Origin of the sequence: Kitasatospora sp. NPDC057965 (assembly GCF_042887135.1) — a bacterium.
GTDB lineage: Bacteria > Actinomycetota > Actinomycetes > Streptomycetales > Streptomycetaceae > Kitasatospora.
The window spans coordinates 155,403-177,829 of sequence record NZ_JBHVPZ010000008.1 but is presented as its reverse complement, the minus strand read 5'-3'; the positions used below and the strand labels follow the sequence as shown (position 1 = coordinate 177,829).

14 protein-coding genes are annotated in these 22,427 nt (G+C 75.6%); 5 read left to right on the top strand and 9 right to left on the bottom strand.

The features are described 5' to 3' along the window. Positions 1 to 112 precede the first annotated feature (112 nt). The 3 genes from ACFVVU_RS13020 to ACFVVU_RS13010 all read right to left on the bottom strand — a co-directional run bounded on the left by ACFVVU_RS13020 (position 113) and on the right by ACFVVU_RS13010 (position 7,364). Positions 113 to 3,325: a UvrD-helicase domain-containing protein gene (locus ACFVVU_RS13020; protein WP_387789752.1), complete on the bottom strand. Its 3,213-nt coding sequence runs from the start codon at positions 3,323 to 3,325 to the stop codon at positions 113 to 115. Positions 3,326 to 3,420: 95 nt separating this feature from the next. After that, entirely contained in the window at positions 3,421 to 6,882 is a 3,462-nt protein-coding gene (locus ACFVVU_RS13015) for an ATP-dependent helicase (RefSeq protein WP_387789750.1), read from the bottom strand. Positions 6,883 to 7,007: 125 nt separating this feature from the next. Further along, a complete protein-coding gene (locus ACFVVU_RS13010; RefSeq protein WP_380680572.1) occupies positions 7,008 to 7,364 on the bottom strand; it encodes an MGMT family protein in 357 nt (118 codons plus the stop codon). Positions 7,365 to 7,498: 134 nt separating this feature from the next. On the opposite strand from ACFVVU_RS13010, the gene ACFVVU_RS13005 reads away from it, so the two are divergent. Next, positions 7,499 to 10,318, top strand: a complete 2,820-nt coding sequence (locus ACFVVU_RS13005) for a flippase-like domain-containing protein (protein WP_387789748.1) — start codon at positions 7,499 to 7,501, stop codon at positions 10,316 to 10,318. A gap of 96 nt (positions 10,319 to 10,414) precedes the next feature. Here the strand turns inward: ACFVVU_RS13005 and moeZ are convergent, their stop codons facing one another. The 5 genes from moeZ to ACFVVU_RS12980 all read right to left on the bottom strand — a co-directional run bounded on the left by moeZ (position 10,415) and on the right by ACFVVU_RS12980 (position 17,438). After that, positions 10,415 to 11,593, bottom strand: coding sequence for an adenylyltransferase/sulfurtransferase MoeZ (moeZ, locus tag ACFVVU_RS13000; RefSeq protein ID WP_380680566.1), 1,179 nt, complete (start codon positions 11,591 to 11,593; stop codon positions 10,415 to 10,417). A gap of 264 nt (positions 11,594 to 11,857) precedes the next feature. Continuing rightward, positions 11,858 to 12,856 carry an NAD-dependent epimerase/dehydratase family protein gene (locus ACFVVU_RS12995; RefSeq protein ID WP_387789746.1) on the bottom strand — a complete coding sequence of 333 codons (999 nt, stop codon included), beginning with the start codon at positions 12,854 to 12,856 and terminating at the stop codon, positions 11,858 to 11,860. 156 nt (positions 12,857 to 13,012) lie between these two features. Then, on the bottom strand, positions 13,013 to 14,017 hold the full coding sequence (locus ACFVVU_RS12990; protein ID WP_387789744.1) for a hypothetical protein: 1,005 nt from the start codon (positions 14,015 to 14,017) through the stop codon (positions 13,013 to 13,015). Beyond that, positions 14,017 to 16,056 (bottom strand): DUF3492 domain-containing protein, encoded by a 2,040-nt coding sequence (locus tag ACFVVU_RS12985; RefSeq protein WP_387789742.1) that lies wholly within the window; start codon positions 16,054 to 16,056, stop codon positions 14,017 to 14,019. The genes ACFVVU_RS12990 and ACFVVU_RS12985 overlap by 1 nt, the downstream gene beginning before the upstream one ends. Positions 16,057 to 16,508: 452 nt before the next feature. Then, positions 16,509 to 17,438 (bottom strand): alpha/beta fold hydrolase, encoded by a 930-nt coding sequence (locus ACFVVU_RS12980; protein ID WP_380680554.1) that lies wholly within the window; start codon positions 17,436 to 17,438, stop codon positions 16,509 to 16,511. Positions 17,439 to 17,671: 233 nt separating this feature from the next. Here ACFVVU_RS12980 and ACFVVU_RS12975 point away from each other — a divergent pair, with 233 nt between their 5' ends. From ACFVVU_RS12975 to ACFVVU_RS12965, 3 genes are all read left to right on the top strand, one after another. Further along, positions 17,672 to 18,334: a TetR/AcrR family transcriptional regulator gene (locus tag ACFVVU_RS12975; RefSeq protein WP_380680551.1), complete on the top strand. Its 663-nt coding sequence runs from the start codon at positions 17,672 to 17,674 to the stop codon at positions 18,332 to 18,334. 131 nt (positions 18,335 to 18,465) lie between these two features. Further along, on the top strand, positions 18,466 to 18,693 hold the full coding sequence (locus tag ACFVVU_RS12970) for a DUF3107 domain-containing protein (RefSeq protein ID WP_380680548.1): 228 nt from the start codon (positions 18,466 to 18,468) through the stop codon (positions 18,691 to 18,693). 158 nt (positions 18,694 to 18,851) lie between these two features. After that, on the top strand, positions 18,852 to 19,181 hold the full coding sequence (locus tag ACFVVU_RS12965) for a hypothetical protein (RefSeq protein WP_380680545.1): 330 nt from the start codon (positions 18,852 to 18,854) through the stop codon (positions 19,179 to 19,181). Between the two features lie 96 nt (positions 19,182 to 19,277). On the opposite strand, the gene ACFVVU_RS12960 is transcribed toward ACFVVU_RS12965, so the two are convergent. Next, complete coding sequence (locus ACFVVU_RS12960; protein WP_380680543.1) at positions 19,278 to 20,009, bottom strand: ferritin-like fold-containing protein; 732 nt, start codon at positions 20,007 to 20,009, stop codon at positions 19,278 to 19,280. Positions 20,010 to 20,663: 654 nt separating this feature from the next. On the opposite strand from ACFVVU_RS12960, the gene ACFVVU_RS12955 reads away from it, so the two are divergent. Next, positions 20,664 to 22,424, top strand: a complete 1,761-nt coding sequence (locus ACFVVU_RS12955) for a DEAD/DEAH box helicase (protein WP_387789739.1) — start codon at positions 20,664 to 20,666, stop codon at positions 22,422 to 22,424. The last annotated feature ends 3 nt before the right edge of the window (positions 22,425 to 22,427 follow it).

The following is a 22,427-nucleotide window of genomic DNA, read 5'->3' as shown; positions in this document are numbered from 1 at the left end:
CTGGCGGCCGGAGTTCGGGGGGTGACCGGTTACCGACCCCACAATATGCGCGAAACGTGCACTACGCACAGGTTTCGCCCGATGCCGTGATGACTTGAATGCTCTCCGTGACTCATTCTTCACTGTTCCCGATCAGGAGCCGTTCCAACTCTTTTCGGCCGGGAAGTCCTGCGGGTTGTTCGATCCGGCCGCTGCGGACGTACAGGAACGAGGCCGTGACCTGCTCCAGGGGGACGCCCGCCTGTTGGGCCCAGGCCAGCCGGTAGACGGCGAGTTGGAGCGGGTCGGCGGTCTCCTCCCGGTGCGTCTTCCAGTCCACCACTTCGTAGCGTGACGCGCCGCCCATTTCTGACCCGTCGTCACCGTCACGATAGACCGCGTCGATCCGGCCGCGCACCACCCGGCCCGCCAGTACCAGGTGGAAGGGCGCCTCGACCCGCAGCGGCTCGCGGTGCGCGTACGGGGTGCGCAGGAACGCCTCCTTGAGACGCTCCAGGTCCTGCTCGTCCTCGATGCCGTCGTCGTCGGCGCCGGGCAGCGCGCCCGGGCCGACCAGCATCAGCGGCTCGATCCGGGACTGCACCCAGGCGTGGAAGCGGGTGCCGCGCCGGGCTGCGGGCTGCGGCGGGCGGGGCATCGGGCGGGCGAGGTCGTGCGCGAAGCCGTCCGGGTCGGCGGCCAGCCGCATCAGCTGGGTGGCGGAGAGCGAGGCGGGCAGCGGCACCTCCCGCACCCGGGTGCGGGAGCGCTCCAACTCGCCGAGCAGCGCGGTCAGGTCGCGGTCCCAGGACTCCACCAGCCGGCGGTCCTCGGGGGCCATCGGCTCGGGCTCCGGGGCGGGCTCCCCGGCCAGCCGGCGGTGCACCACCCCGGCGACCCGGCGGCGGGCGTGCTGGGCGGCCGGGTCCAGCGGCAGCGGCCAGGGGCGTTCGACGGGCGCGGCGAGCGCCGGGTTCTCCTCGCCGTCGGCGGGCGGCTCGGCCCAGGCCGTGATCTCGCCGTTGCCGGGTCGCTCGGCGTGCTCGCGCAGCTGCTCCAGGAAGGCGGACGGGCCGCGCGGGGACTTCTGGCTGGGCCCCCACCAGTGGCCGGAGGCGAGCAGCAGGGCGCGCGGGCGGGTGAAGGCCACGTAGCCCAGCCGCAGTTCCTCGACGGCGGAGTGCTCGGCGAGGGCGGTCCTGAACTCCTTCACGGACTTGGCGTTCCAGCCGCCGCGCACGTCGGGCAGGGTGGCGGCGTCGCCGCGCAGGGCGTGCGGCAGGACGCGCTTGGTACTGGTCCAGCGCTCGCGCGGGGACGAGGACGGGAAGGCGCCCTTGACCAGGCCGGGGACGGCGACGACGTCCCACTCCAGGCCCTTGGACTTGTGCGCGGTGAGGACCTTGACGGTGTCCTCGCCGCCGGGCAGCCCGGCGTCGAGGCCGCGGTCGTGCTCCTGGGCGGCGCGCAGGAAGCCCAGGAAGGCTGCCAGGCCGGGGTCGCCGTCGAGGTCGGCGAAGGAGGCGGCGACGTCCAGGAAGGCGTGCAGGGTCTCCCGGCGGCGGGCGGCCAGCGCCTGCGGGGAGGCGGCGAGTTCGACCTCCAGGCCGGTGACGGCGAGGACCCGGTGCAGCACGTCCATCAGCGGCTCGGCGAGCGAGCGGCGCAGCTCGCGCAGTTCGCGGGCGAGCCGGGCGAAGCGGACCCGGGCCTCGGCGGAGAAGGGCAGCTCGTCGGCCTCCTGCGCGTCCAGGAAGGTCTCCAGGGCGTCGGCGAGCGAGACGACCTCGGTGGGGTCGGTCTCGGCGACGGCGGCGGCGAGCGCCTCGACGCCCTCGGGGCGCTCGGTGCGCACGAGTTCGGCGGCGCGCCGGCCGAGCAGGGCGAGGTCGCGCGGGCCGATCCGCCAGCGCGGGCCGATCAGCAGCCGCACCAGCGCGGCGTTGGCGGTCGGGTCCTGGAGCACCTCGCAGACCGCGACCAGGTCGGCGACCTCGGGCAGGTGGAGCAGCCCGCCGAGACCGACCACCTCGACCGGCACGTCCCGGGCGACCAGTGCGGCGTGCACGTCGGGGAAGGCCGCGCCGCCCCGGCACAGCACGGCGATCCGGCCGGGGGCGGTGCCGGTGCGCACCAGGTGGTCGATCTCGTCGGCCAGCCAGTCGACCTCCTCGGCGTGGGTGGGCAGCAGCGCGGCCCGCACCCGGCCGTCGGACTCGGCGCCGGGGGCGGGGCGCAGCGCCTCGACGCCCTCGTGCATGGCGCGCAGCGGCGCCGCGAGTTCGTTGGCGAAGGCGAGCAGCCGTCCGCCACTGCGGCGGTTCTCGCTGAGCGCGTACCGGTCGGCGGGGGTCCCGTCGGCGTTCGGGAAGTGGCGGGGGAAGTCGTCGAGGTTGGCGACGGAGGCGCCGCGCCAGCCGTAGATGGCCTGGCAGGGGTCGCCGACGGCGGTGACGGGGTGGCCGGGGGCGGTGCCGTCGGGGCCGGCGCCGAACAGTCCGGCGAGCATCAGGCGCTGCGCGACGGAGGTGTCCTGGTACTCGTCGAGCAGCACGACCCGGTACTGGTCGCGCAGCAGGGCGCCGACCTCGGGGCGCTGCTGGGCGAGGCGGGCGGCGGCGGCGATCTGGTCGCCGAAGTCCATCAGGCCGGCGGCGCTCTTGCGGCGCCGGTAGTCCTCGACCAGGCGCAGCAGTTCCAGCCGGGCGCGGGCGGTGGCCGGCACGGCCCGCAGGTCCTCGTTGCCGAGCCTGACGCCGGCGAGGGTGTCGAGCAGGTCCTCGTCGAAGGCGCGCAGGGCGGCGGGCTCGACGAGGTGCTCGGCGAGTTCGCCGTCGAGGGCGGTGAGGTCGGCGACCAGGTTGGTGAAGGTGCCGGTGAGCGCGGGGAACGGGCCGCGGGCGGTGCGCAGCACCTTGGCGGCGAGCTGGAAGCGGGTGGCGTCGGCGAGCAGCCGGACGTCGGGTTCGATGCCGATGCGCAGGCCGTGTTCCTTGAGCAGGCGGCCGGCGAACGCGTGGTAGGTGGAGATCTCGGGTTCGCCGAGCGCCTCGCCGTCCTCGGGGTCGGCCACCCCGGCGAGACGCAGGGCGGCGCGCACGCGTTCGGCGAGTTCGCCGGCGGCCTTGTTGGTGAAGGTGAGGCCGAGGACCTGTTCGGGGCGCACCGCGCCGGAGCCGACCAGCCAGACGACCCGGGCGGCCATCACGGTGGTCTTGCCGGAGCCGGCGCCGGCGACGATGACGGCCGGCCGCAGCGGGGCGCCGATGGCCGCCATCTGCTCCCGGTTGAAGGGGATGCCCAGCAGCTCCTTGAGCTGGTCGGGATGGCTGAGCACGGCGGTCACCACGCAACGGTAGCCGGGGCCGCCGACAGCCGGGGGCCGCTGTGGCGACGGCCACGTGCCGCGTCCGCCACATCCGGTGTCCACCGGCCGTTGCGCTACTCGACGAGTTGGGCGCCGTCGCGCTGGGCGGAGCAGCTGCGGCGGAAGGCGCAGCGGTCGCAGCCGCCACCGGTCTGCGGGACGAACCGCTCGGCGAGGATCCGCCCGGCGGCGTCGGCGAGCAGGTTCTCGATCCACGGCTCGCCGTCGGGCGGGTCCTGGCGCTGCACCTTGGGCGCGTCGGCGGCGCCCTTGTCGGGCTTGCGCAGCTGGACGAGTTCGGCGCCGCCGGACTCGGGGGAGGCCGCGTCGAAGCCGGGCAGCCCGTTCAGGGCGCCGGAGCGCACGGCGAGCTGGTAGACGGCGAGCTGCTTGTGCTCGGGCAGGGACTTGTCGGTGGGCGTCTGCTTGCCGGTCTTGAAGTCGACGACGTAGGCGCGGCCGGCCTCGTCCTTCTCGACGCGGTCCATCGAGCCGCGGATGCGCACCTGGACGCCGCCGGCGTCGAGGGTGACGTCGAAGCCGTGCTCGGTGGCGACGACGTCGCGGCCGCGGGCCATCACGTGCCAGGTGAGGAAGCGCTCCAGGGCGGCGCGGGCCTCGGTCTTCTCCTGCTGGGACTTCCACGGGGCGTCGAAGGCCAGCGCGTCCCAGACGGTGTCCAGGCGTTCCATCAGCACGGCGAGGTCGGCGGGGGTGCGGCCGGAGCCCACCTCGTCGGCGAGGGCGTGCACGACGTTGCCGAAGCCCTGCGCGGCGGAGGAGGTGCCGCGGGCCTTGACCTCCTTGTCGAGGAACCACTGCAGCGAGCAGTTCTCCAGCTGTTCCAGGCCGCTGCCGGACAGCCGCACCGGCAGGTCGGCGGAGCGCAGCGGGTCGGGGGCGGCGGTCGGGTCCTCCAGGCCCCACCAGCTCTCGGGGCGGGCGGCGGGCACCAGCGGGCGGTCCTCGTCGTCGGTGGCGAGGGCGAGGACGGCGAGCCGTTCGGCGGCGGCGCGGCGCAGTTCGGGCGAGCGGGCGGGGTCGACGGTGACCGCGCGCAGCTCGGCGACCAGCGCGGGCACGGCGAGCGGGCGGCGCGGGCGGTGGGTGACGTCCTCGACGGTGACCGGCGGGGTGCGCCTCAGCTTCTTGCCGTGCTGGGGGTACCCCCAGCCGGAGGCTGGGGGTACGTCGACGTCCTCGCGGTAGAGCTCGCGCAGGAAGCGGGAGGGCTGGTCGCCGTCGTCGGCGGGGGCCTTGACGGCGGTGACGACGAGCCGGTCCTTGGCGCGGGTGGCGGCGACGTAGAAGAGGCGGCGCTCCTCGGCGAGCAGCGCGGCGGGGGTGAGCGGTTCGGCGAGGCCGTCGCGGCCGATCCGGTCGGCCTCCAGCAGGGAGCCGCGGCGGCGCAGGTCGGGCCAGAGGCCGTCCTGGACGCCGGCGACGACGACCAGGCGCCATTCCAGGCCCTTGGCGCGGTGGGCGGTCATCAGCCGGACGGCCTCGGGGCGCACGGCGCGCACGGTGAGGGTGTCGGCGGCGATGTCCTGGGCCTCCAGTTCGGCGAGCAGGTCCAGGGCGCCGCGGTGGCCGGTGACCTGTTCCTCGGCGCGGGCGGCGGTCTCGAACAGGGCGCAGACCGCGTCGAGGTCGCGGTCGGCGTTGCGGCCGGCGGCGCCGCCGCGCAGGGCGGCCCGTTCCAGGCGCTCGCGCCAGCGGCGGGAACCGTCCCACAGCTGCCAGAGGGCGTCCTCGGCGGTGCAGCCGCCGGCCAGGGACTCGCGCACCTTGCGCAGCAGGGTGCCGAGGTCGTGGGCGCGGCGGGCGTACGGGGTGTCGAGGACGGCGAGGCGCTCGGGTTCGGCGAGGGCCTCGCGCAGGAGTTCGCCGGCCGGGCGGGGCACGGCGGCGGGCGCGCTTCCGGCGCCGTCGGCGGACCCGTCCGCGGATCCGGCGGCGGACCCGGCGCGCAGGGCGGCGCGCTCCTCCTCGCGCAGGGTGCGGCCGAGGCGGCGCAGGTCGGCGCCGTCGAGGCCGCCGAGCGGGCCGGTGAGCAGGGCGTGGGCGAGGTCGGTGGTGAGCGGGTCGGACGTGCCCGGGCCACCGCCGTCCGCGGCCCCGCCGTCGCCGCCGTCGCCGCCGTCCTCGCCGTCCTCGCCGTCGTCCTGCCGGTCCCGGACGGCCTGCTCGGCGCAGACCCGCAGCGCGAGCAGCAGCTGGGCGACGGCCGGCTCCTCGCGCAGCGGCAGGTCGTCGCCGTCGATCTCCAGCGGGACGCCGGCCGCGCCGAGCGCCCGCCGCACCCCGGGGATGGACCGGGCGCCGGCCCGGACCAGGACGGCCATCTCGCCCCACGGCACGCCGTCCTCCAGATGGGCGCGGCGCAGCAGGTCGGCGATGGAGTCCAGTTCGGCGCCGGGGGTCGGGTAGGTGTAGACCTCGACCCGGCCGCCCTCGCGGGCGGGCAGCGGGGCGCGGTGCTGGGCGAGCTTGTCGGCGGGCAGCCGGCCCATCGGCATCCGGCGGGTGAGTTCGCGGGCGGCGGCGAGCAGCACGGCGCCGGAGCGGCGCGAGACCCGCAGCACCTTGACGTCGGCGGGGCGGCCGTCGGCGTGCCGGAAGGTCTGCGGGAACTCCAGGATGCCGTTGATGTCGGCGCCGCGGAACGCGTAGATCGACTGGTCGGGGTCGCCGACGGCGACCAGTTCGCGCCCACCGCCGGCGAGCCGGCTCAGCAGCCGGACCTGGGCGGGGTCGGTGTCCTGGTACTCGTCGACGAAGACCGCGTCGTAGCGCTCGCGCAGGTCCCGCTCGACCTCGGGGCGTTCGGCGAGCAGCACGGCCCGGTGCACCAGCTCCGCGTAGTCGAGGACGCCGCGCAGGTCCAGCACGTCGAGGTAGTCGGCGAGGAAGTGGGCGGCGGCGGCCCAGTCGGGGCGCCGCACGCCCTCGGCGAAGCGGGCCAGCTCGGCCTCGCCGAGGCCGAGCTCGCGGCTGCGGGCGAGCACGGCGCGGACCTCGTCGGCGAAGCCGCGGGTGGTGAGGCAGGCGCGCAGGTCGAGCGGCCAGGCGATCCGGGAGCGGCCGCGCCGGGCGTCCTCGGCGCCGCCGGCGAGCAGCTCGCGGACCATGACGTCCTGCTCGGGGCCGGAGAGCAGGCGCAGCGGCTCGGCGTAGTCGGCCGGGTCCTGGTGGGCGCGGAGCAGGGCGTAGCAGAAGGAGTGGAAGGTGGTGGCCTGCGGGGCGGCGGCGCGGGCGTCGGCGGCGGTGGCGGAGAGCCGCCCGGCCATCCGGTCGCGCAGCTCCATGGCGGCCTTGCGGCTGAAGGTGAGGACGAGGATCCGCTCGGGGTCCGCGCCGTTCTCGATCCGCCGGGCGACGGCCTCGACGAGGGTGGTGGTCTTGCCGGTCCCCGGTCCGGCGAGCACCAGCAGCGGGCCGCCCGCGTGCTCGACCACGGCGCGCTGGTAGGCGTCGAGCTCGGGCGGGGCGGGCGGCACGAGGGGGCTGCGCACCAGACGGTAGGGGGAGGTCACGGACGTCCTGGGGGTCGTGCTCGGGCAACTGCGGGCGGGCCCGCCGAGGGGCCCGCCGTATCGAGCCTACGATCCTGCTCCGTCATTCCCGTCCGCGCACGGGGTTCCGCCGATCCCGGCCCGGGTCACCCGTCGGCCGGCCCGCCGTCCCAGCGGGCGCGCCGCAGGTCGACCCGGGGCGGGTCGGCGAGCTCGCGCAGCGGGGTGCCCTCCTCGCCGTAGTGGGCGAGGGCGCGGTGCTCGTGGCCGGGCAGCAGCCGGCCGTCGGCGCGGATCACCCGCCACCAGGGCACGGCGCCGCCGTACAGGGCCATCACCCGGCCGACCTGCCGGGGGCCGCCCTGGCCGAGGTACTCGGCGACGTCTCCGTAGGTCATCACCCGGCCGGGTGGAATCCGCTCGGTCAGGTCGAGCACCAGTTCGGCGAAGGGCGGCAGCTCGCCGGGGCCGGCGTCGTGGGTGTCGTCCGTCACCTGCGGCATTCTTCCGCATCCGGCCGCTCCGCGGGCACGCTGGGCAGGATCCGCCGCGCCCGATCCGGCCCCTGTCCAGCGCGGGGAGCCGAGGCATGCCACCATCTTCGGGGCGGTGAGTGGTGATACGAGGACAAGACCAGATGACCGGGACGGCTGACGTGGGTGTGGACGAGGGCTCCGACGAGTCCTCCGACGGCATGCCCGCAGGCGGCGGCGGTGACGCCGGCGCCACGACCCCACCGGAAGTCTCCCTGATCAAGGACCGGATGATCAAGAGCCCGAAGCCGGCCGGCCCCGCGACCGGGGCCCCCGCCGCCGTACCGACCCAGCCCACCGCGCCCGAGGCGGCGTCCGCGCCCGCCACGCCCGAGCCGTCGGTGCCGGAGCCGTCCGCGCCCGAGCCGTCCGCACCGGAGCCCACCGCGAACGCGGCCGGCCCGCCCGACGGGAGCGGCCCGCGCCCCGGGCACGACCCGCTGGACGACACCCCGCACCTGGACGTCGACGAACCGCTGCTCGCCGCCCGCGCGCACCGGCCCTCCGATCTCATCCGCTTCCTGGCCGGCGTCTTCGGCATCGTCGCGGTCTTCGTGCTCGCCGGGGTGGCGACCTCGACCACCACCGGCATCGAGATCGACATCGCCGAGAACGCGCCCCGCTTCTCCCCGGTGCTCTCCACCATCACCGGCCTGATCTCCAACGTCGCGGTGCTGGCCGTCCCGCTCGCCTTCGCCGTGGAACGGCTGATCAAGCGCGACGGCCTGCGGGTCGCCGACGGCGTGCTCGCCTCGGTGCTGGCCTACGGTGTCTCACTGGGCATCGACTGGTGGGTAGCCGAGGGCGCCTCCGACCACATCCGGGACGCCCTGACCCGCTTCCCGCTGGACTCCGTCGGCACCCTCACCGACCCGGTGCACGGCTACCTCGCCCCGGTGATCGCCTACATGACGGCCGTCGGCATGTCGAGCAGACCCCGGTGGCGGGTCGCCCTGTGGGTGGTCGTCGTCTTCAGCGGCATCACCGAACTGCTCGGCGGCTACACCACCCCGCTGTCCCTGCTGCTCACCGTGCTGATCGGCTGGTCCGTCGCCTACGGCACCCTCTACGCGATCGGCTCGCCGAACATCCGGCCCACCGGCCAGCACCTGATGATCGGCCTGCGCAAGGTCGGCTTCACCCCGGCCAGCGCCCACCGCGCCCCCGACGCCCCCGGCGGCACCCGCCGCTACCTGGTCGCCCAGCAGAGCGGCCCGCCGCTGGACGTCCACATCGTCGACCGCGAGCAGCAGGCCTCCGGCTTCTTCTACCGGGCCTGGCGCCGGCTGCGGCTGCGCTCGGTGGCCGTGCGGCGCAGCCCGCAGTCGCTGCGCCAGGCACTGGAGCAGGAGGCGCTGATCGCCTACGCGGCCGCCGCCTCCGGGGCCCGCGCCCCGCAGCTGGTCGCCACCTCCGAGCTGGGCCCGGACGCCGCGATCCTGGTCTACGAGAACGTCGAGGGCCGCACCCTGGACGACCTGACCGACGAGGAGATCACCGACCCGGTGATGGCATCGCTGTGGGAGTCGGTCGCCGCCCTGCACGAGCGCCGGATCGCCCACCGGCGGCTCACCGGCGAGTCGCTGCTGGTCGTCGACGGGAAGACGGCCTGCCTGGTCAACCTCTCCGGCGGCGACATCGCCGCCACCGACCTGACCCTGCGCATCGACGTCGCCCAGCTGCTCACCACCTTCGCGCTGCGGATCGGCCCCGAGCGGACGGTCGCCACCGCCAACGCGGTGCTCGGCGCCGATCGGGTCGCCCAGTCGCTGCCGCTGCTGCAGCCGGTCGGCATGAGCCGCTCGACCCGCATCGACCTGAAGAAGCTCAGCAAGGAGCGCAAGACCGCCGCCCGGGCCAGGGCGCTGGAGCAGGTCGCCGCCGGGGAACGCACCCAGCAGCAGGCCGAGGAGGACATCGCGGTCGCCGGCGAGGACCTGCTCAGCCGGATCCGCGCCCAGATCCTGCAGATCGCCCCCGAGGCTCCGATGGAGCCGGCCAAGCTGGAGCGGCTCAAGCCGAAGAGCCTGATCATGGTGGTCGCGCTCACCTTCGCCGCCTACCTGACGCTCACCACCGTCAAGCCGGCGCAGCTGAAGCTCTCCCAGATGAACTGGGCCTGGGCGGCGGTGGCACTCGCCGCGGCCGCGTTCTCCTACGTCGCCGCGTCGATGAGCCTGACCGGCTTCGTCCCGGAGAAGCTGCCGTTCCGCCGCACCGTGGCCGCCCAGCTCGCCGGGTCCTTCGTGAAGCTGGTCGCCCCGGCCGCGATCGGCGGCATCGCGCTGAACACCCGCTACCTGCAGAAGGCGGGCATCCGCTCCGGCCAGGCGGTCGCCTCGGTCGGCGCCTCCCAGCTGGCGGGCCTGGCCGGGCACCTGCTGCTGCTGTTCAGCTTCGGCCTCATCACCGGCAGCCAGACCAACGGCGACCTCTCCGCCTCCCGCGCGGTGATCATCGGGGTGCTGAGCGCCGCCGTGCTGGCCCTGGTGGTCGCGGCGGTCGCCCCGCTGCGGCGGTTCGTGCTCAACCGGCTGCGCTCACTGTTCTTCGGCGTGGTGCCCCGGATGCTCGACCTGATGCAGACGCCCAGCAAGCTGATCACCGGCTTCGGCGGCATCCTGCTGCTGACGCTGTCCTTCACCGCCTGCCTGGACGCCTCGGTGCAGGCCTTCGGCGGCTCGATCTCCTTCTCGGCGGTCGCCGTGGTCTTCCTGACCGCCAACGCGGCCGGCTCCGCCATCCCCACCCCCGGCGGCATCGGCCCGGTCGAGGTCGCGCTGATCGGTGCGCTCACCGTCGCCGACGTGCCGCCGGCCGTCGCCACCCCGGCGGTCTTCCTCTACCGGGCGCTGACCTTCTGGCTGCCGGTGCTGCCCGGCTGGATCTCCTACAACGTGCTCCAGCGCAAGGGCGCGCTGTAGGCGGCCGGTTCCCGCACATGTGAAAGGGCCCGCCGAAGCGGGCCCTTTCACGCGTTCTCACGCGGTTTCACGCGGTTTCACGCGGTTTCCGGATGATCAGTACACCGGCTTGTGCGGCTCGATCTGGTTGACCCAGCCGAGCACGCCGCCGCCCAGGTGGACGGCGTTGGCGAAGCCGGCCGACTTCACCACGGCCAGCACCTCCGCCGAGCGGACGCCCGACTTGCAGTGCAGCACGATCTTCTTGTCCTGCGGCAGCTGCTCCAGCGCGTTGCCCATCAGGAACTCGTTCTTCGGGATCAGCACCGCGCCGGGGATGCTGACGATCTCGTACTCACCGGGCTCGCGGACGTCGATGAGGTAGATGTCCTCCTCGTCGTCCTGCCACTGCTTGAGCTGCTTCGAGGTGATCGTCGAACCGGCGGCCGCGGCCTGCGCCTCCTCGGACACGACGCCGCAGAAGGCCTCGTAGTCGATCAGCTCGGTGACGGTCGGGTTCTCGCCGCAGAGCGCGCAGTTCGGGTCCTTGCGGACCTTCACCTGGCGGTAGTTCATCTCCAGGGCGTCGTAGATCATCAGCCGGCCGACCAGCGGGTCGCCGACCCCGGCCAGCAGCTTGATCGCCTCGGTGACCTGGATCGAACCGATCGACGCGCAGAGCACGCCCAGCACGCCGCCCTCGGCGCAGGACGGGACCATGCCCGGCGGCGGCGCCTCCGGGTAGAGGCAGCGGTAGCAGGGGCCGTGCTCGGCCCAGAACACGCTCGCCTGGCCGTCGAAGCGGTAGATCGAGCCCCACACGTACGGCTTGCCGAGCAGCACCGCGGCGTCGTTCACCAGGTAGCGGGTGGCGAAGTTGTCGGTGCCGTCCACGATCAGGTCGTAGCCGGAGAAGATCTCCATGACGTTGGAGTTGTCGAGGCGCTCCTCGTGCAGGATCACGTCGACGTAGGGGTTGATCTCCTTGACCGAGTCCCGTGCCGACTCGCCCTTCGAGCGGCCGATGTCCGACTGGCCGTGGATGATCTGGCGCTGCAGGTTCGACTCGTCGACCACGTCGAACTCGACGATGCCGAGCGTGCCCACACCCGCCGCCGCCAGGTACATCAGCGCGGGCGAGCCCAGGCCGCCGGCGCCGACGCACAGCACCTTGGCGTTCTTCAGCCGCTTCTGCCCGGCCATGCCCACATCGGGGATGATCAGGTGGCGGGAGTACCTGCGGACCTCGTCAACGGTGAGCTCGTCGGCCGGCTCGACCAGGGGTGGCAGCGACACGGGGACTCCGATGGTCGTCAAGTTCAGGTGGCCAGGGCCAACCTCTAGGGGCTTGTTGCTCCGCCACCGAGGTGGCTCTGCTACGCCAACAGTGTCATGCCGCTCCGGTATTCCGAGACAGCTCGTCCGATGGGCGAGACGGGCCGAGCCGGATGGTGGGACCACGGAACAGGCCCCGGAGCGGCCCCCGTGGGGGCGTCCGGGGCCTGTCGGGGCCCTGCGCGCGGGCCCGCGGGTCCGGCCGGGACCCACGGTGCCGGAGGATCAGACCCGGCAGGCCGTCTCCAGCCAGACGTCCCCCAGCGACTCCTCCAGCGGCACCTGCGTCCGCCAGCCGAGACGGTCCCGGGCGGTGCGCACGTCCGCCTGCCGCCACGGCACCGGCTCGCCCGGGGCCGCCCGTCCCTCGCCCGGCCGCGGCTCCGGACGGTGGCCCGGCAGGTGGTGCGCGAGCACGTGCCCCGGCACGTGCTCGACCGGCCCGCCGGCCTGCGCGGGCAGCACGACCTGCCGGTTCTCCTCCACGATCGCCCCTTCGAACCCGGACGCCCGGACCAGTAGCTGGGCCGCCTCGCGCGCCCGGACGGCGTGCCCGCTGCCGATGTTGATCACCCCCGTCGCCGCCGACACCGCCGCCGCCTGGATCGCCCGCGCGACGTCCCGGACGTCCACGAAATCCCGGTATCCGGACAGGTCCGGCATCCGCACCTGCGACTCCTCGCGCTCCAGCGCCCGCCGCAGGCCCTCCGCCAGGCGCCCGAACAGCGAGGCGGTCGGCGCCCCGGGCCCCACCACGTCGAACACCCGCAGCACCGCCGCGTCCAGCCCCGAGGCCAGCACCAGCTCCGTCCCGGCCAGCTTCGACACCCCGTACGGGCCCACCGGGCGCGGCTCGGCGCTCTCCGACACCGGGACCCCGCCCGGCACCGGCCCGTACTCGGCCGCCGAGCCGACGTGCACCAGCCGGGCGGGCTCCCGGCTGCGCCGGATGCCCTCGCAGACCGTCGCCACGGCGAGCGTGTTGGCCCGGATCAGCGTGCGCGAGCTGCCGTAGGTGGCGCCCGCGCAGTTGATCACCACCTGCGGCGCGACCGCGTCCAGGAACCGGGCCAGGGCCCCCGGACTGCCGGTGGTCAAGTCGAAACGGATGTCGGCGGAATCACGCCGGCCGAGCACCGTCACCTGCAACTCCGGATCCACGAGCAGGCGGTCGGTGACCCGACGGCCGATGAAGCCGTCGGCGCCCAGCAGCAGCACCCTCATCGGGGGTGTCCTTCCACGAAGCCAGACCTGGTGCGGCCTGGCGGGTCCGAGTGAACAACGGGAGATCGAGCGGAACGAACGGACAGAGCGGGACGTGCGGAGCGGGCGGAACGGGCGGGTCGACCGGTCGGCGCGCACGGGTGTGCGCGGGACGGGTCACCGGTGCGCCTCGGGACGGCCCAGCACCGGCCACGCGTACACCAGCAGGGCCAGCGCCACCGCGCCACCCGCGAACGGTGCGGACACCGCCGCGCCCGCCGCCCCCGCCAGCGCGCCCAGCGCGGCCGCCCCCGTCCGGCCGCAGCACGCCAGCAGCACGGTCAGCACCAGCAGCAGGCCGAGCACCCCCTGCCCCGCCCACTGCGCGGGCCCGGCACGCTCGACCGCCAGGTGCAGCAGACCGCCGCCGTGCCCCGGCCCCGGGCGCGGCGCGAGGGCGGTCAGCACGGCGAGCGCCGCGAAGGTCAGCACGGCCAGCACCGCCAGGTGCAGCGCCAGCGCCACCGGGAGCACCGGCCGCATCCGGGAGCGGAACTCGGCCAGCGTCGCCGCCGCCCCCAGATGTCCCCGGCCGACCTGCCGGAACCACCGGGCCGCCCACTGCGCCGACCCGGCCGACAGCGCCGCCGCCAGCACCAGCGCCACCGTCACCCGCCGTTCCCCCGGCCCGCCCGCCGCCACCGCCGGCGGCACCAGCAGCAGCGCCGCCACCCCCGCCCCGCGCAGGCGCCCGGCCGGGCCGGACGGCCCCGCGGCCACCGGCACGAACGCGAGCGGAACGGCCGCCGCCGCCAGAGCGGGCCGGCCCCCGCCGAGGGAAACCGCCGCCGCACAGGGCAGCACGGCCGCCACCGCCGTCCGCACCGCGGCACCGCACCGCCGCTGCCAGCTCTCCTCCGGCCCGGCCGCCGCCTCGGCGGGCGGGCGGCGCGGCACCCGGGCGTACAGCTCCTCGGCGAGCGAGAACAGATCGGCGTGCCGGCACCGGGCCGCGACCGCCGGGCCCAGCCCGGCCTCCTCCAGCCCGGCGGCGATCTCCAACGGGTCGACGGCCCGCTCGCAGAGCAGCCGGTACTCGGCCATCACCTCCCGGACCGGGTCCCCCGACACCTCCCCGAACCGCACCGCCTCCCCCACCCCGGCACCCCCGCCCCCCGCCATCAGACCGCCTCCGCAAACGCCCCGGCCCACCCGGCCGCCCCACCCACCACACCCGGATCGGACCCCCCACCGCACGGACGCCCCGCCGCCCCCACTCCCCCGGAGCGGTCCACGGCAGCAGCAACGCCCACCGCGCACCCCACCACCCCGGCGGAAGCACCCCCCAGCCCCGAACCCACGACGGCACCCACAACGCCGGGCTGCCGCACACCACCCGCCACGCACCCCACCACCCCGGCAACACCAACGCGCGCACCGGCGGCAACACCCCCCACCCCACGGCTCCCGCTCGACGAACCCGCCGAGGCCGGCGCGGCACCGGCCTGCGCCGCGCTGGCGGGGCCGGCAGCCGGGGCCGGAGCCGGAGTCACAGGACCGGAGCGGGCGGTCGCGGCTGCCACCGGGGAACGGCCGCCCGGGGCCGGGGCGGGACCACGACGACCGGCCGAACCGCTGTCCGGCACCGGCGGCCCCGCAGCGGAGCGGGCGGTCACCGGGGATCGGCCGGCGGAACCGGTGTCCTGTGCGGGCGGCACCGGACCGGAGCGGGCGGTCGCGGCTGCCGCCGGGGAACGGCCACCCGGGACAGGGGCAGGGCCGCGGTCGGTGAGCCAGTACTCGGCGGGGCGGGTGAAGGGGCGCGGGGCAGGGGCCGGGGTCGGGGTCGGGAAGGCCGGCCAGTGGGAGACGAGTTCCAGGTAGATCTCCCGGAAGGCCCCGGTCACCGGCTCGACGGCGAAGCGTTCCTGCGCCCGGAGGCGGCCGGCCAGCCCCAGGCGGGCCCGACGCTCCTCGTCGCGCAGCAGGGCGAGGCAGGCCCCGGCCAGGGCCTGCGGGTCGCGGGGCGGGACGAGCAGCCCGGCGGGGCCGAGCACCTCGCGGGCCACCCCGACGTCGGTGGCGACCACCGCGCGGCCGCTCAGCATCGCGTCGGCGAGCGGCCCGGGCCGGCGCTGGGAGAGCGCGGAGAAGACGACGACGGTGCCGTCGGCCCAGACGTCGGCCACCGAGCGCGGCCGGCCGGCGAACTCGACCGCCCCGGCCACCCCGAGCCGTTCGGCGACGGCCGCGCAGTGCGCCCGGTAGCCGGGGGCGGTCTCCTCGCCGTGGACGACCAGGCGCGCGGCGGGCAGCTCGGCGCGGACCCCGGCGAGGGCGTGCAGCGCGAGTCCGGGGTCGCGGCCCGGTTCCAGGGCGCCCGCCCAGGCCAGGGTGGGTGCCGCCGGTTCGGGGCCGGCGGCGGGGCGGTCGACCGCCGGGGTGCCCTCGTACACCACCCGGGTGCGCGCCGGATCGGCCCCGCAGCGCACCTGCCACTGCTGGTCGTGGACGCTCCCGGGGGTGAGTATCGCGGCCTGCCGGTAGGTCTCCTCGGTGAGCGCCCGGAAGAAGGCGAGCAGCAGCGCCCGCACCGGCCACCCGTGGCGGGCCTCGTGGTGGTCGAGGTACCGCTCGCGCAGGTGCTGCCCGTGCTCGGTGACCACGAACGGGACGCCGTGCAGCTGCTTGGCGACCAGCGCGGGCAGCGCGGCCGGGCCGCCGCCGACGACGTGGCAGAGGTCGGCGGCGCCCAGGCCGCCGGGGGCGGCGCCGTACCAGGGGGCGGACAGCGGGCGCAGGCACTGTTCGAGGAGGTCGGCGGCGACCAGGACGTCGCGGACCAGGGGCCGGCCGGCGGAGGTGTCGGCACCGGGCGCGCGCCAGACCCGCTCCAGGACGCGGCGGGCGTGGGCGGAGACCAGGAAGGCGGGCAGGGCGCGGTCGGCGCGGGCGAGGTCGGCGAGCCGGTACAGGCCGGGGCCGAAGGCGGCGCGGTCGGCGGGGTGCAGCAGGGCGCGGACGAGCTGCTCGTAGGCGGCGGCGCAACGACGGCCGCGCAGCGCGCCGGGGGTCCGGCCGGCCGGACGCGGCACCCCGACGGCGACGTCGTACCGCTCGAAGTCGTGCTCGCGCAGACCGTCCACCAGCCGGTCGCACCAGCCGCCGGTGCCACGCGGGGCGTGCGGGCGCACACCCTCGGTGAGCAGTGCAACGCGCACGGGGGACCTCCAGAGCAGAGCGGATCGACGGGTGGCTGGGCGGACCTGGCGGATGTGGAGGGCTGAGCGGGCCGAGCGGGCGACGCGTCGGGCGCGTGCTCCGCGGGGGCGGTCCGGGGGAGGGCGGTCCGTCGCAGGGCACCGCGACCGGGCCGGCGACCGCCACCGGCTGCCGGAGTCCCCCGCGCGGCCGCCCTCCGGGTTCTCCGGCGGCCGCGGCTCCCCCACACCTGTTCGGTCCGACAGCAGAAAGGTAGGTCCGGCCCGGGGCAATCCATCGGTCACATGCCTGGCTGCCACCTGAACGAGTGAACCGGAGTGACCTCGTCCCGATCACGGCGTTAACGCCGGCCGATCACGGGGTGTCCGTCGGACCCCGCCGTCGGGCCCCACCGTCGGGCCCCGCCGTCGAGCCCCACCGTCGGGCGGGGCGGTTCTGCCGGGCGCGGGCGTCAGACCCGCCGGAGCAGTTCGCGCACGGCGCGGGCGACCGCGTCGGGGTGCTCGATCATGGCGACGTGCCCGGACTCCGGGAGCACCAGCAGCCGGGAGTCCGCGAAGGCCGCGCAGGCCCGGCGGGCGGAGCGGTAGGAGACGAGCTTGTCGCGCAGCCCGTAGACCAGCAGGACCGGGGCCTCGACCCGGGTGGCCTGCCGCCACAGCGCCTGGTCGCCGCGCTCGGTGTAGGCGGAGACGATCCCGCGCACCGAGCCGACCAGCGCCGGCAGCGCGTGGGGCAGCTCGATGCGCCGCCGGTACTGGGCGACGGCCTCGGCGCGGGAGGCCGCGGAGAGCCCGTCGGGGTCGCCGTAGACGAGCCGGAGCAGATCGTCGGTGGCCTGCTCGGGGCCGCGCCGGCCGGCGGGCAGTCGGCGCAGCAGCGCGGGCAGGCCGGGGACGGCGAGCAGCCCGGTGGACCAGGCGGTGCGCTGCGGGGGCAGTTCGGGCAGGGCCGGCGAGACCAGGGTGAGGCTGCGGACGAGGTCGGGGCGCAGGGCGGCGAGCCGGACGGCGACGGCGCCGCCGAGCGAGTTGCCGAAGAGGTGGACGGGGCCGCGGCCGGCGGCCTCCAGGTAGCCGATGACGGCGCGCACGTGCCCGGAGAGGCCGAGGTTGCCGTCGGCGGGCGGGGCGGAGTCGCCGAAGCCCGGGAGGTCGACGGCCTCGGCGTCGAGCTGTCCGGCGAGCCGGGCCATCAGCTCCGTCCAGTTGGCGGCCGAGCCGCCGAGCCCGTGCACGAACAGCGCCGGCGCCCGCCCGCCGTCCGGGGCAAGGTCCCCGGCGGGCCGGTGCACGGCCAGGGTGGCGCCGGGCACCTCGACGGTGCGCAGTGGCGCCAGGGCGGCCGGGGCCGGGAGTATCTGCTGCTCAGCGCTGTCCATGGGGGACGATGGTAATGAGCCGGTCCCGCCGCGGCCCCCCGGGCCGCCCGGGGCCCCGGGGTCCCCATTCAGGGCTCCTCGGCACTGCCGACGGCCGTGGTGGGCGCCGTATTGTGGGCTCCTGACAAGGGGGATCGCCGCTTTTCTCGTGCCTGGCAAGCGCGAACGCGGTTACCCGAAAGTAGAATCGGTCATCTTGCCGACCCCGTACGACCCGTGAAGTGAGGAGCGCCGTGACGGCCATCCAGGAGGCGCAGGAGCGCCCGCGCGGTGCCCGCCTGCCGCGAAGCGCCCGCCGTGAACAACTGCTCGGTGCCGCCCAGGAGGTGTTCGTCGCGCAGGGTTACCACGCGGCCGCCATGGACGACATCGCCGACCGTGCCGGGGTGAGCAAGCCGGTCCTGTACCAGCACTTCCCCGGGAAGCTGGAGCTCTACCTGGCGCTGCTGGACAAGCACTGCGACGCCCTGGTCGACTCGACCCGGGAGGCCCTGGAGACGACCACCGACAACAAGCTGCGGGTGGCCGCGACGATGGAGGCGTACTTCAACTACGTCTCCAGCGAGTCGGGCGCGTTCCGGCTGGTCTTCGAGTCGGACCTGACCAACGAGCCGGCCGTGCGCGAGCGGGTCGAGCGGGCCGCCGAGGCCAGCGCGACGCTGGTCAGCAAGGTGATCCAGGAGGACACCGACCTGCCGGAGGCGGAGTCCAAGCTGCTGGCCGCGGGTGTCTGCGGACTGGCCCAGATCACCGCCCGCTACTGGCTGTCGCAGGGCCTGGAGATCCCGCGCGACGAGGCCGTGCGGCTGGTCGCCAGCCTGGCCTGGCGCGGGCTGAAGGGCTTCCCGATGCACCCGAACGGCGACGCCCCGGAGGGCTCCGCGGCGGACCGGTGATCCACCGGCCTTCCTCGGGGTGCCGATCCGGTGCTCTATGGTGAAGCCGTACGGCGCGGTCGCCGCGACCGCTTGTCCCAGGCGGTGCGGTACCGCGCGTGGATGGCTGCAACCCCGGAGGGACGGAAGCCGTGGAGGTCAAGATCGGCGTGCAGAACGCGCCGCGCGAGATCGTGATCGAGAGCTCGCAGACTGCCGATGAGGTCCAGAGCGCGGTCGCGAAGGCGCTGGAGGGCACCGAGAAGGTGTTCTCCCTGAGTGACGAGCACGGCCGCCGCATCATCGTCCCGGCCGACCGCCTGGCGTACGTGGAGATCGGTGAGTCGGCCGCGCGCAAGGTCGGCTTCGGCACGCTCTGAGCCACGGGCCTCGGCCGGTGCCCCGTTCCCTCCGCCGTGAGGGAGCGGGGCACCGTCGTTTCCGCACCGGCCGGGCCGGGTGTACGGGTGGGGCGGCCGGGGTACGGCGACAGTACGCCCGGCCGCGCGCCGGACGCCCGTCCCCCGGGGAGGCATCCTTGTTGGTCGAGACGTTCGCCTTCGCCCTCGTCGGCGTGGTCGTCGGCGCCGCCGCGCTGCTGTCGTGGCCCGCGTACTTCCGCGCCGGGCGGCCACTGACACTGGGCACGGCCCTGGGTTCGGCGCTGCTCACCGGGGTGATCGCGCACTTCACCCTGGACGGCCGCTACCCGGCGGCGAGCATCGCGGTCTCGGCCCTCGCCTCGGCGCTGCTCACCTCGGTGCTGGCCCGGCCCGACCTGGCCGACGGACGGGCACCGGCCCACCGGCACCGTCCGCAGCACCGCCCGCACCGGGCGGGCGCGCACCGGCGCCACCGGCACGCCTGAGCCGCCCTGCCCGCCCCGCACGCGCTGCTCACGCCGCACGCGCCGTCCGCGCCCGCTGCGCGCCGCCCGGCCGCCCCGGCCGCCCCGGCCGCCGGGTCAGGACGCCAGGCCGAGCGCCGCCATCCGGCGCGTGTGCGCCTCGGTGATCCGGTTGAACATCTTGCCGACCTCGACCAGGTCGAAGCCCTGCACCCGGACGCCGCCGACCAGCAGGTTGGAGAGGGCGTCGCGCTCGGCGACCACCCGCTGCGCCTGGCTGAGCGCCTCGCCCATCAGCCGCCGGCCCCACAGGGCGAGCCGGCCGCCGGCCCGCGGGTCGGCCTCGATGGCCTGGCGGACCTTGTCGACGGCGAACTGCGCGTGCCCGGTGTCGGACATGACGCCGAGGACCAGGTCGCGGGTGTCGTCGTCGAGCCGGACGGCCACCTCGCGGTAGAAGTCGGTCGCGATGGCGTCGCCGACGTAGGCCTTGACCAGGCCCTCCAGCCAGTCCGAGGGCGCGGTCATCCGGTGGAAGAGCTCCAGCGGCTCGACGAACGGCCGCATCGCCTCCTGCGGGTCGGCACCGATCTCGGCGAGCCGGTCGTGCAGCCGCTGGTAGTGCTGGAACTCGGCGGAGGCCATCCGGGCCAGCGCCGCCTTGTCCGACAGGTCGGGCGCGAGCTTGGCGTCCTCGGCGAGCCGCTCGAAGGCGCTCAGCTCGCCGTACGCGAGGGCGCCGAGCAGGTCCAGTACGGCGGCCCGGTACCCGGGGTCGGCCGAGCAGGCCGCCCAGTCGCCGATCGAGCCGGCCGCCACGTCGTCCTGCGTCTCACCACGGTTCTCCATGACCCGCCACCTTAGTGCCGCTCCGTCCCCGGGCACCGCTTCCACCGCTCCGACCTGCGATGTCGCCCGCGTCACGTGTTCGAGTCGTCGGGTGACTGTATGGTGGTACGGAGGCCCGTCGTGCTCGCACGGTGTCACCGCCGTCTCGGTGCCCCGGGCAAGCCCGCTCCGCAGCGGCTCCGTCCCCTCGGACGCGCCGCACGGAAGCCGGGTTCTCAACGTACGCGGATGCCCGGTCGGAGAGCCGATCGGCTCCGACCAGGGTTTGGACCTCAAGCCTTGGCACCGCATGTGGCCGAGCGAGGGCCGCCGAGACCGCGCCAGTCGGCGCAGGTCCCGCGCAGGTCCCTCACGGGAATCCTCCCCGACGCCGCCGGCGACGCGCCCCCTTGACCGGGCCGCGCGCACCGGCCGGCCGCAGGGACCGGCGCGGTTGTGCGTCCGCGCAGCTGTATTCGGGGCCGTCCAGGCCCGTACGCAGCCGCGCGGCTGCCCGCCCGCCGCTCGCTCTCGGCCCCTCCACACGGAAGAGGCAGCACCCTGTCCACCACCGCTGAACCCACGAAGACCACCTTCCGGGACCTGGGAATCCTCCCGGAGACCGCCGAGGCCCTCGAGTCCGTCGGCATCGTCCACCCCTTTCCGATCCAGGAGATGACCCTGCCGGTCGCGCTGACCGGCCACGACGTCATCGGCCAGGCCAAGACCGGCACCGGCAAGACCCTCGGCTTCGGCCTCCCGCTGATCGAGCGGGTCGTCGTGCGGGCCGACGTCGACGCCGGCCGGGCGCAGGAGGAGCAGCTCTCCGACTGCCCGCAGGCGCTGATCGTCGTCCCGACCCGCGAGCTGTGCACCCAGGTCACCAACGACCTGCAGACCGCCGGCAAGGTCCGTGATGTGCGCGTGCTCGCCGTCTACGGCGGCCGCGCCTACGAGCCGCAGGTCGAGGCGCTGAAGAAGGGCGTCGACATCGTCGTCGGCACCCCCGGCCGTCTGCTCGACCTGGCCGGCCAGAAGAAGCTGAACCTCTCCAAGGTCCGCGCGCTGGTCCTGGACGAGGCCGACGAGATGCTCGACCTCGGCTTCCTGCCGGACGTCGAGAAGATCATCACCATGCTGCCCGCCAAGCGGCAGACCCTGCTGTTCTCGGCGACCATGCCGGGCCAGGTCATCAGCCTCGCCCGCCGGTACATGAGCCAGCCGACGCACATCCGCGCCGCCGCGCCGGACGACACCGGCACCACCGTCGCCAACATCGAGCAGCACATCTTCCGCGCGCACTCGCTGGACAAGGTGGAGATGGTCTCGCGCATCCTGCAGGCCGACGGCCGCGGGCTGGCGATGATCTTCTGCCGCACCAAGCGGACCGCCGCCGACGTCGCCGACCAGCTGACCCAGCGCGGCTTCGCGGCCGGCGCCGTGCACGGCGACCTCGGGCAGGGCGCCCGCGAGCAGGCGCTGCGGGCGTTCCGCAACGGCAAGGTCGACGTGCTGGTCTGCACCGACGTCGCGGCCCGCGGCATCGACGTCGAGGGCGTCACGCACGTGATCAACTACCAGTGCACGGACGACGAGAAGACCTACCTGCACCGGATCGGCCGCACCGGCCGGGCCGGCGCCTCGGGCACCGCCGTCACCCTGGTCGACTGGGACGACATCCCGCGCTGGCAGCTGATCAACAAGGCGCTGGACCTGCCGTTCAACGAGCCGGAGGAGACCTACTCCACCTCGCCGCACCTGTACGAGCTGCTGAAGATCGCGCCGGGCACGAAGGGCATCCTGCCGCGCTCGGAGCGGACCCGGGCCGGGCTCGGCGCGGAGGAGGTCGAGGACCTCGGCGAGACCGGCGGGCGCGGTTCGCGCTCCGGCGGGCGCGGACGCGGCGGGCGGAGCGGCTCCGGCCGGGCTGCGGCCGCCACCGAGCCGGCCGCCGCAGCCGAGGAGAAGCCTGCCCGTCAGCCCCGTGAGCGCCGGCGCACCCGCCGGGGCAGCGCGGTGGACGGGGTCGCGGCCGTCGTCGACGGGGCGCCCGACGCACCTGTCGCGCCCGGCGCGCCGCAGGCTCCGGCCGCCGTCGAGGGCGCCGAGGGCGAGGGGGCGGCGCCGCGCCGCCGTCGCCGCCGCTCGCGCGGTTCGGCGTCGGGCGAGGGTGCGGCGGCCGAGGCCACCACCACCGTCGCGGAGGCCGCCGTCGTGGAGGCCGTCCCCGCCGAGGCCGCGACCGAGGCCCCGGCCGCCGAGAAGCCGAAGCGCACCCGCACCCGCTCGCGGGCGAAGGCCGAGGCTCCGGCCGAGACCGTGGCCGCCGAGGCCGCCGAGGCCGCCGTCGAAGCTCCGGCCGCCGAGAAGCCGAAGCGCACCCGCACCCGGACCCGCCGCCCGGCGGCCGCCCCCGAGGCGACCCCGGAGAGCTGACCC

Coding starts and splice junctions, on each gene's coding strand:
- ACFVVU_RS13010 (WP_380680572.1), bottom strand. CDS start 7,364: ATGCCGCAGGTGACGGACGACACCCACGACGCCGGCCCCGGCGAGCTG.
- ACFVVU_RS13005 (WP_387789748.1), top strand. CDS start 7,499: ATGACCGGGACGGCTGACGTGGGTGTGGACGAGGGCTCCGACGAGTCC.
- ACFVVU_RS12995 (WP_387789746.1), bottom strand. CDS start 12,856: ATGAGGGTGCTGCTGCTGGGCGCCGACGGCTTCATCGGCCGTCGGGTC.
- ACFVVU_RS12990 (WP_387789744.1), bottom strand. CDS start 14,017: ATGGCGGGGGGCGGGGGTGCCGGGGTGGGGGAGGCGGTGCGGTTCGGG.
- ACFVVU_RS12980 (WP_380680554.1), bottom strand. CDS start 17,438: ATGGACAGCGCTGAGCAGCAGATACTCCCGGCCCCGGCCGCCCTGGCG.
- ACFVVU_RS12960 (WP_380680543.1), bottom strand. CDS start 20,009: ATGGAGAACCGTGGTGAGACGCAGGACGACGTGGCGGCCGGCTCGATC.
- ACFVVU_RS12955 (WP_387789739.1), top strand. CDS start 20,664: ATGACCCTGCCGGTCGCGCTGACCGGCCACGACGTCATCGGCCAGGCC.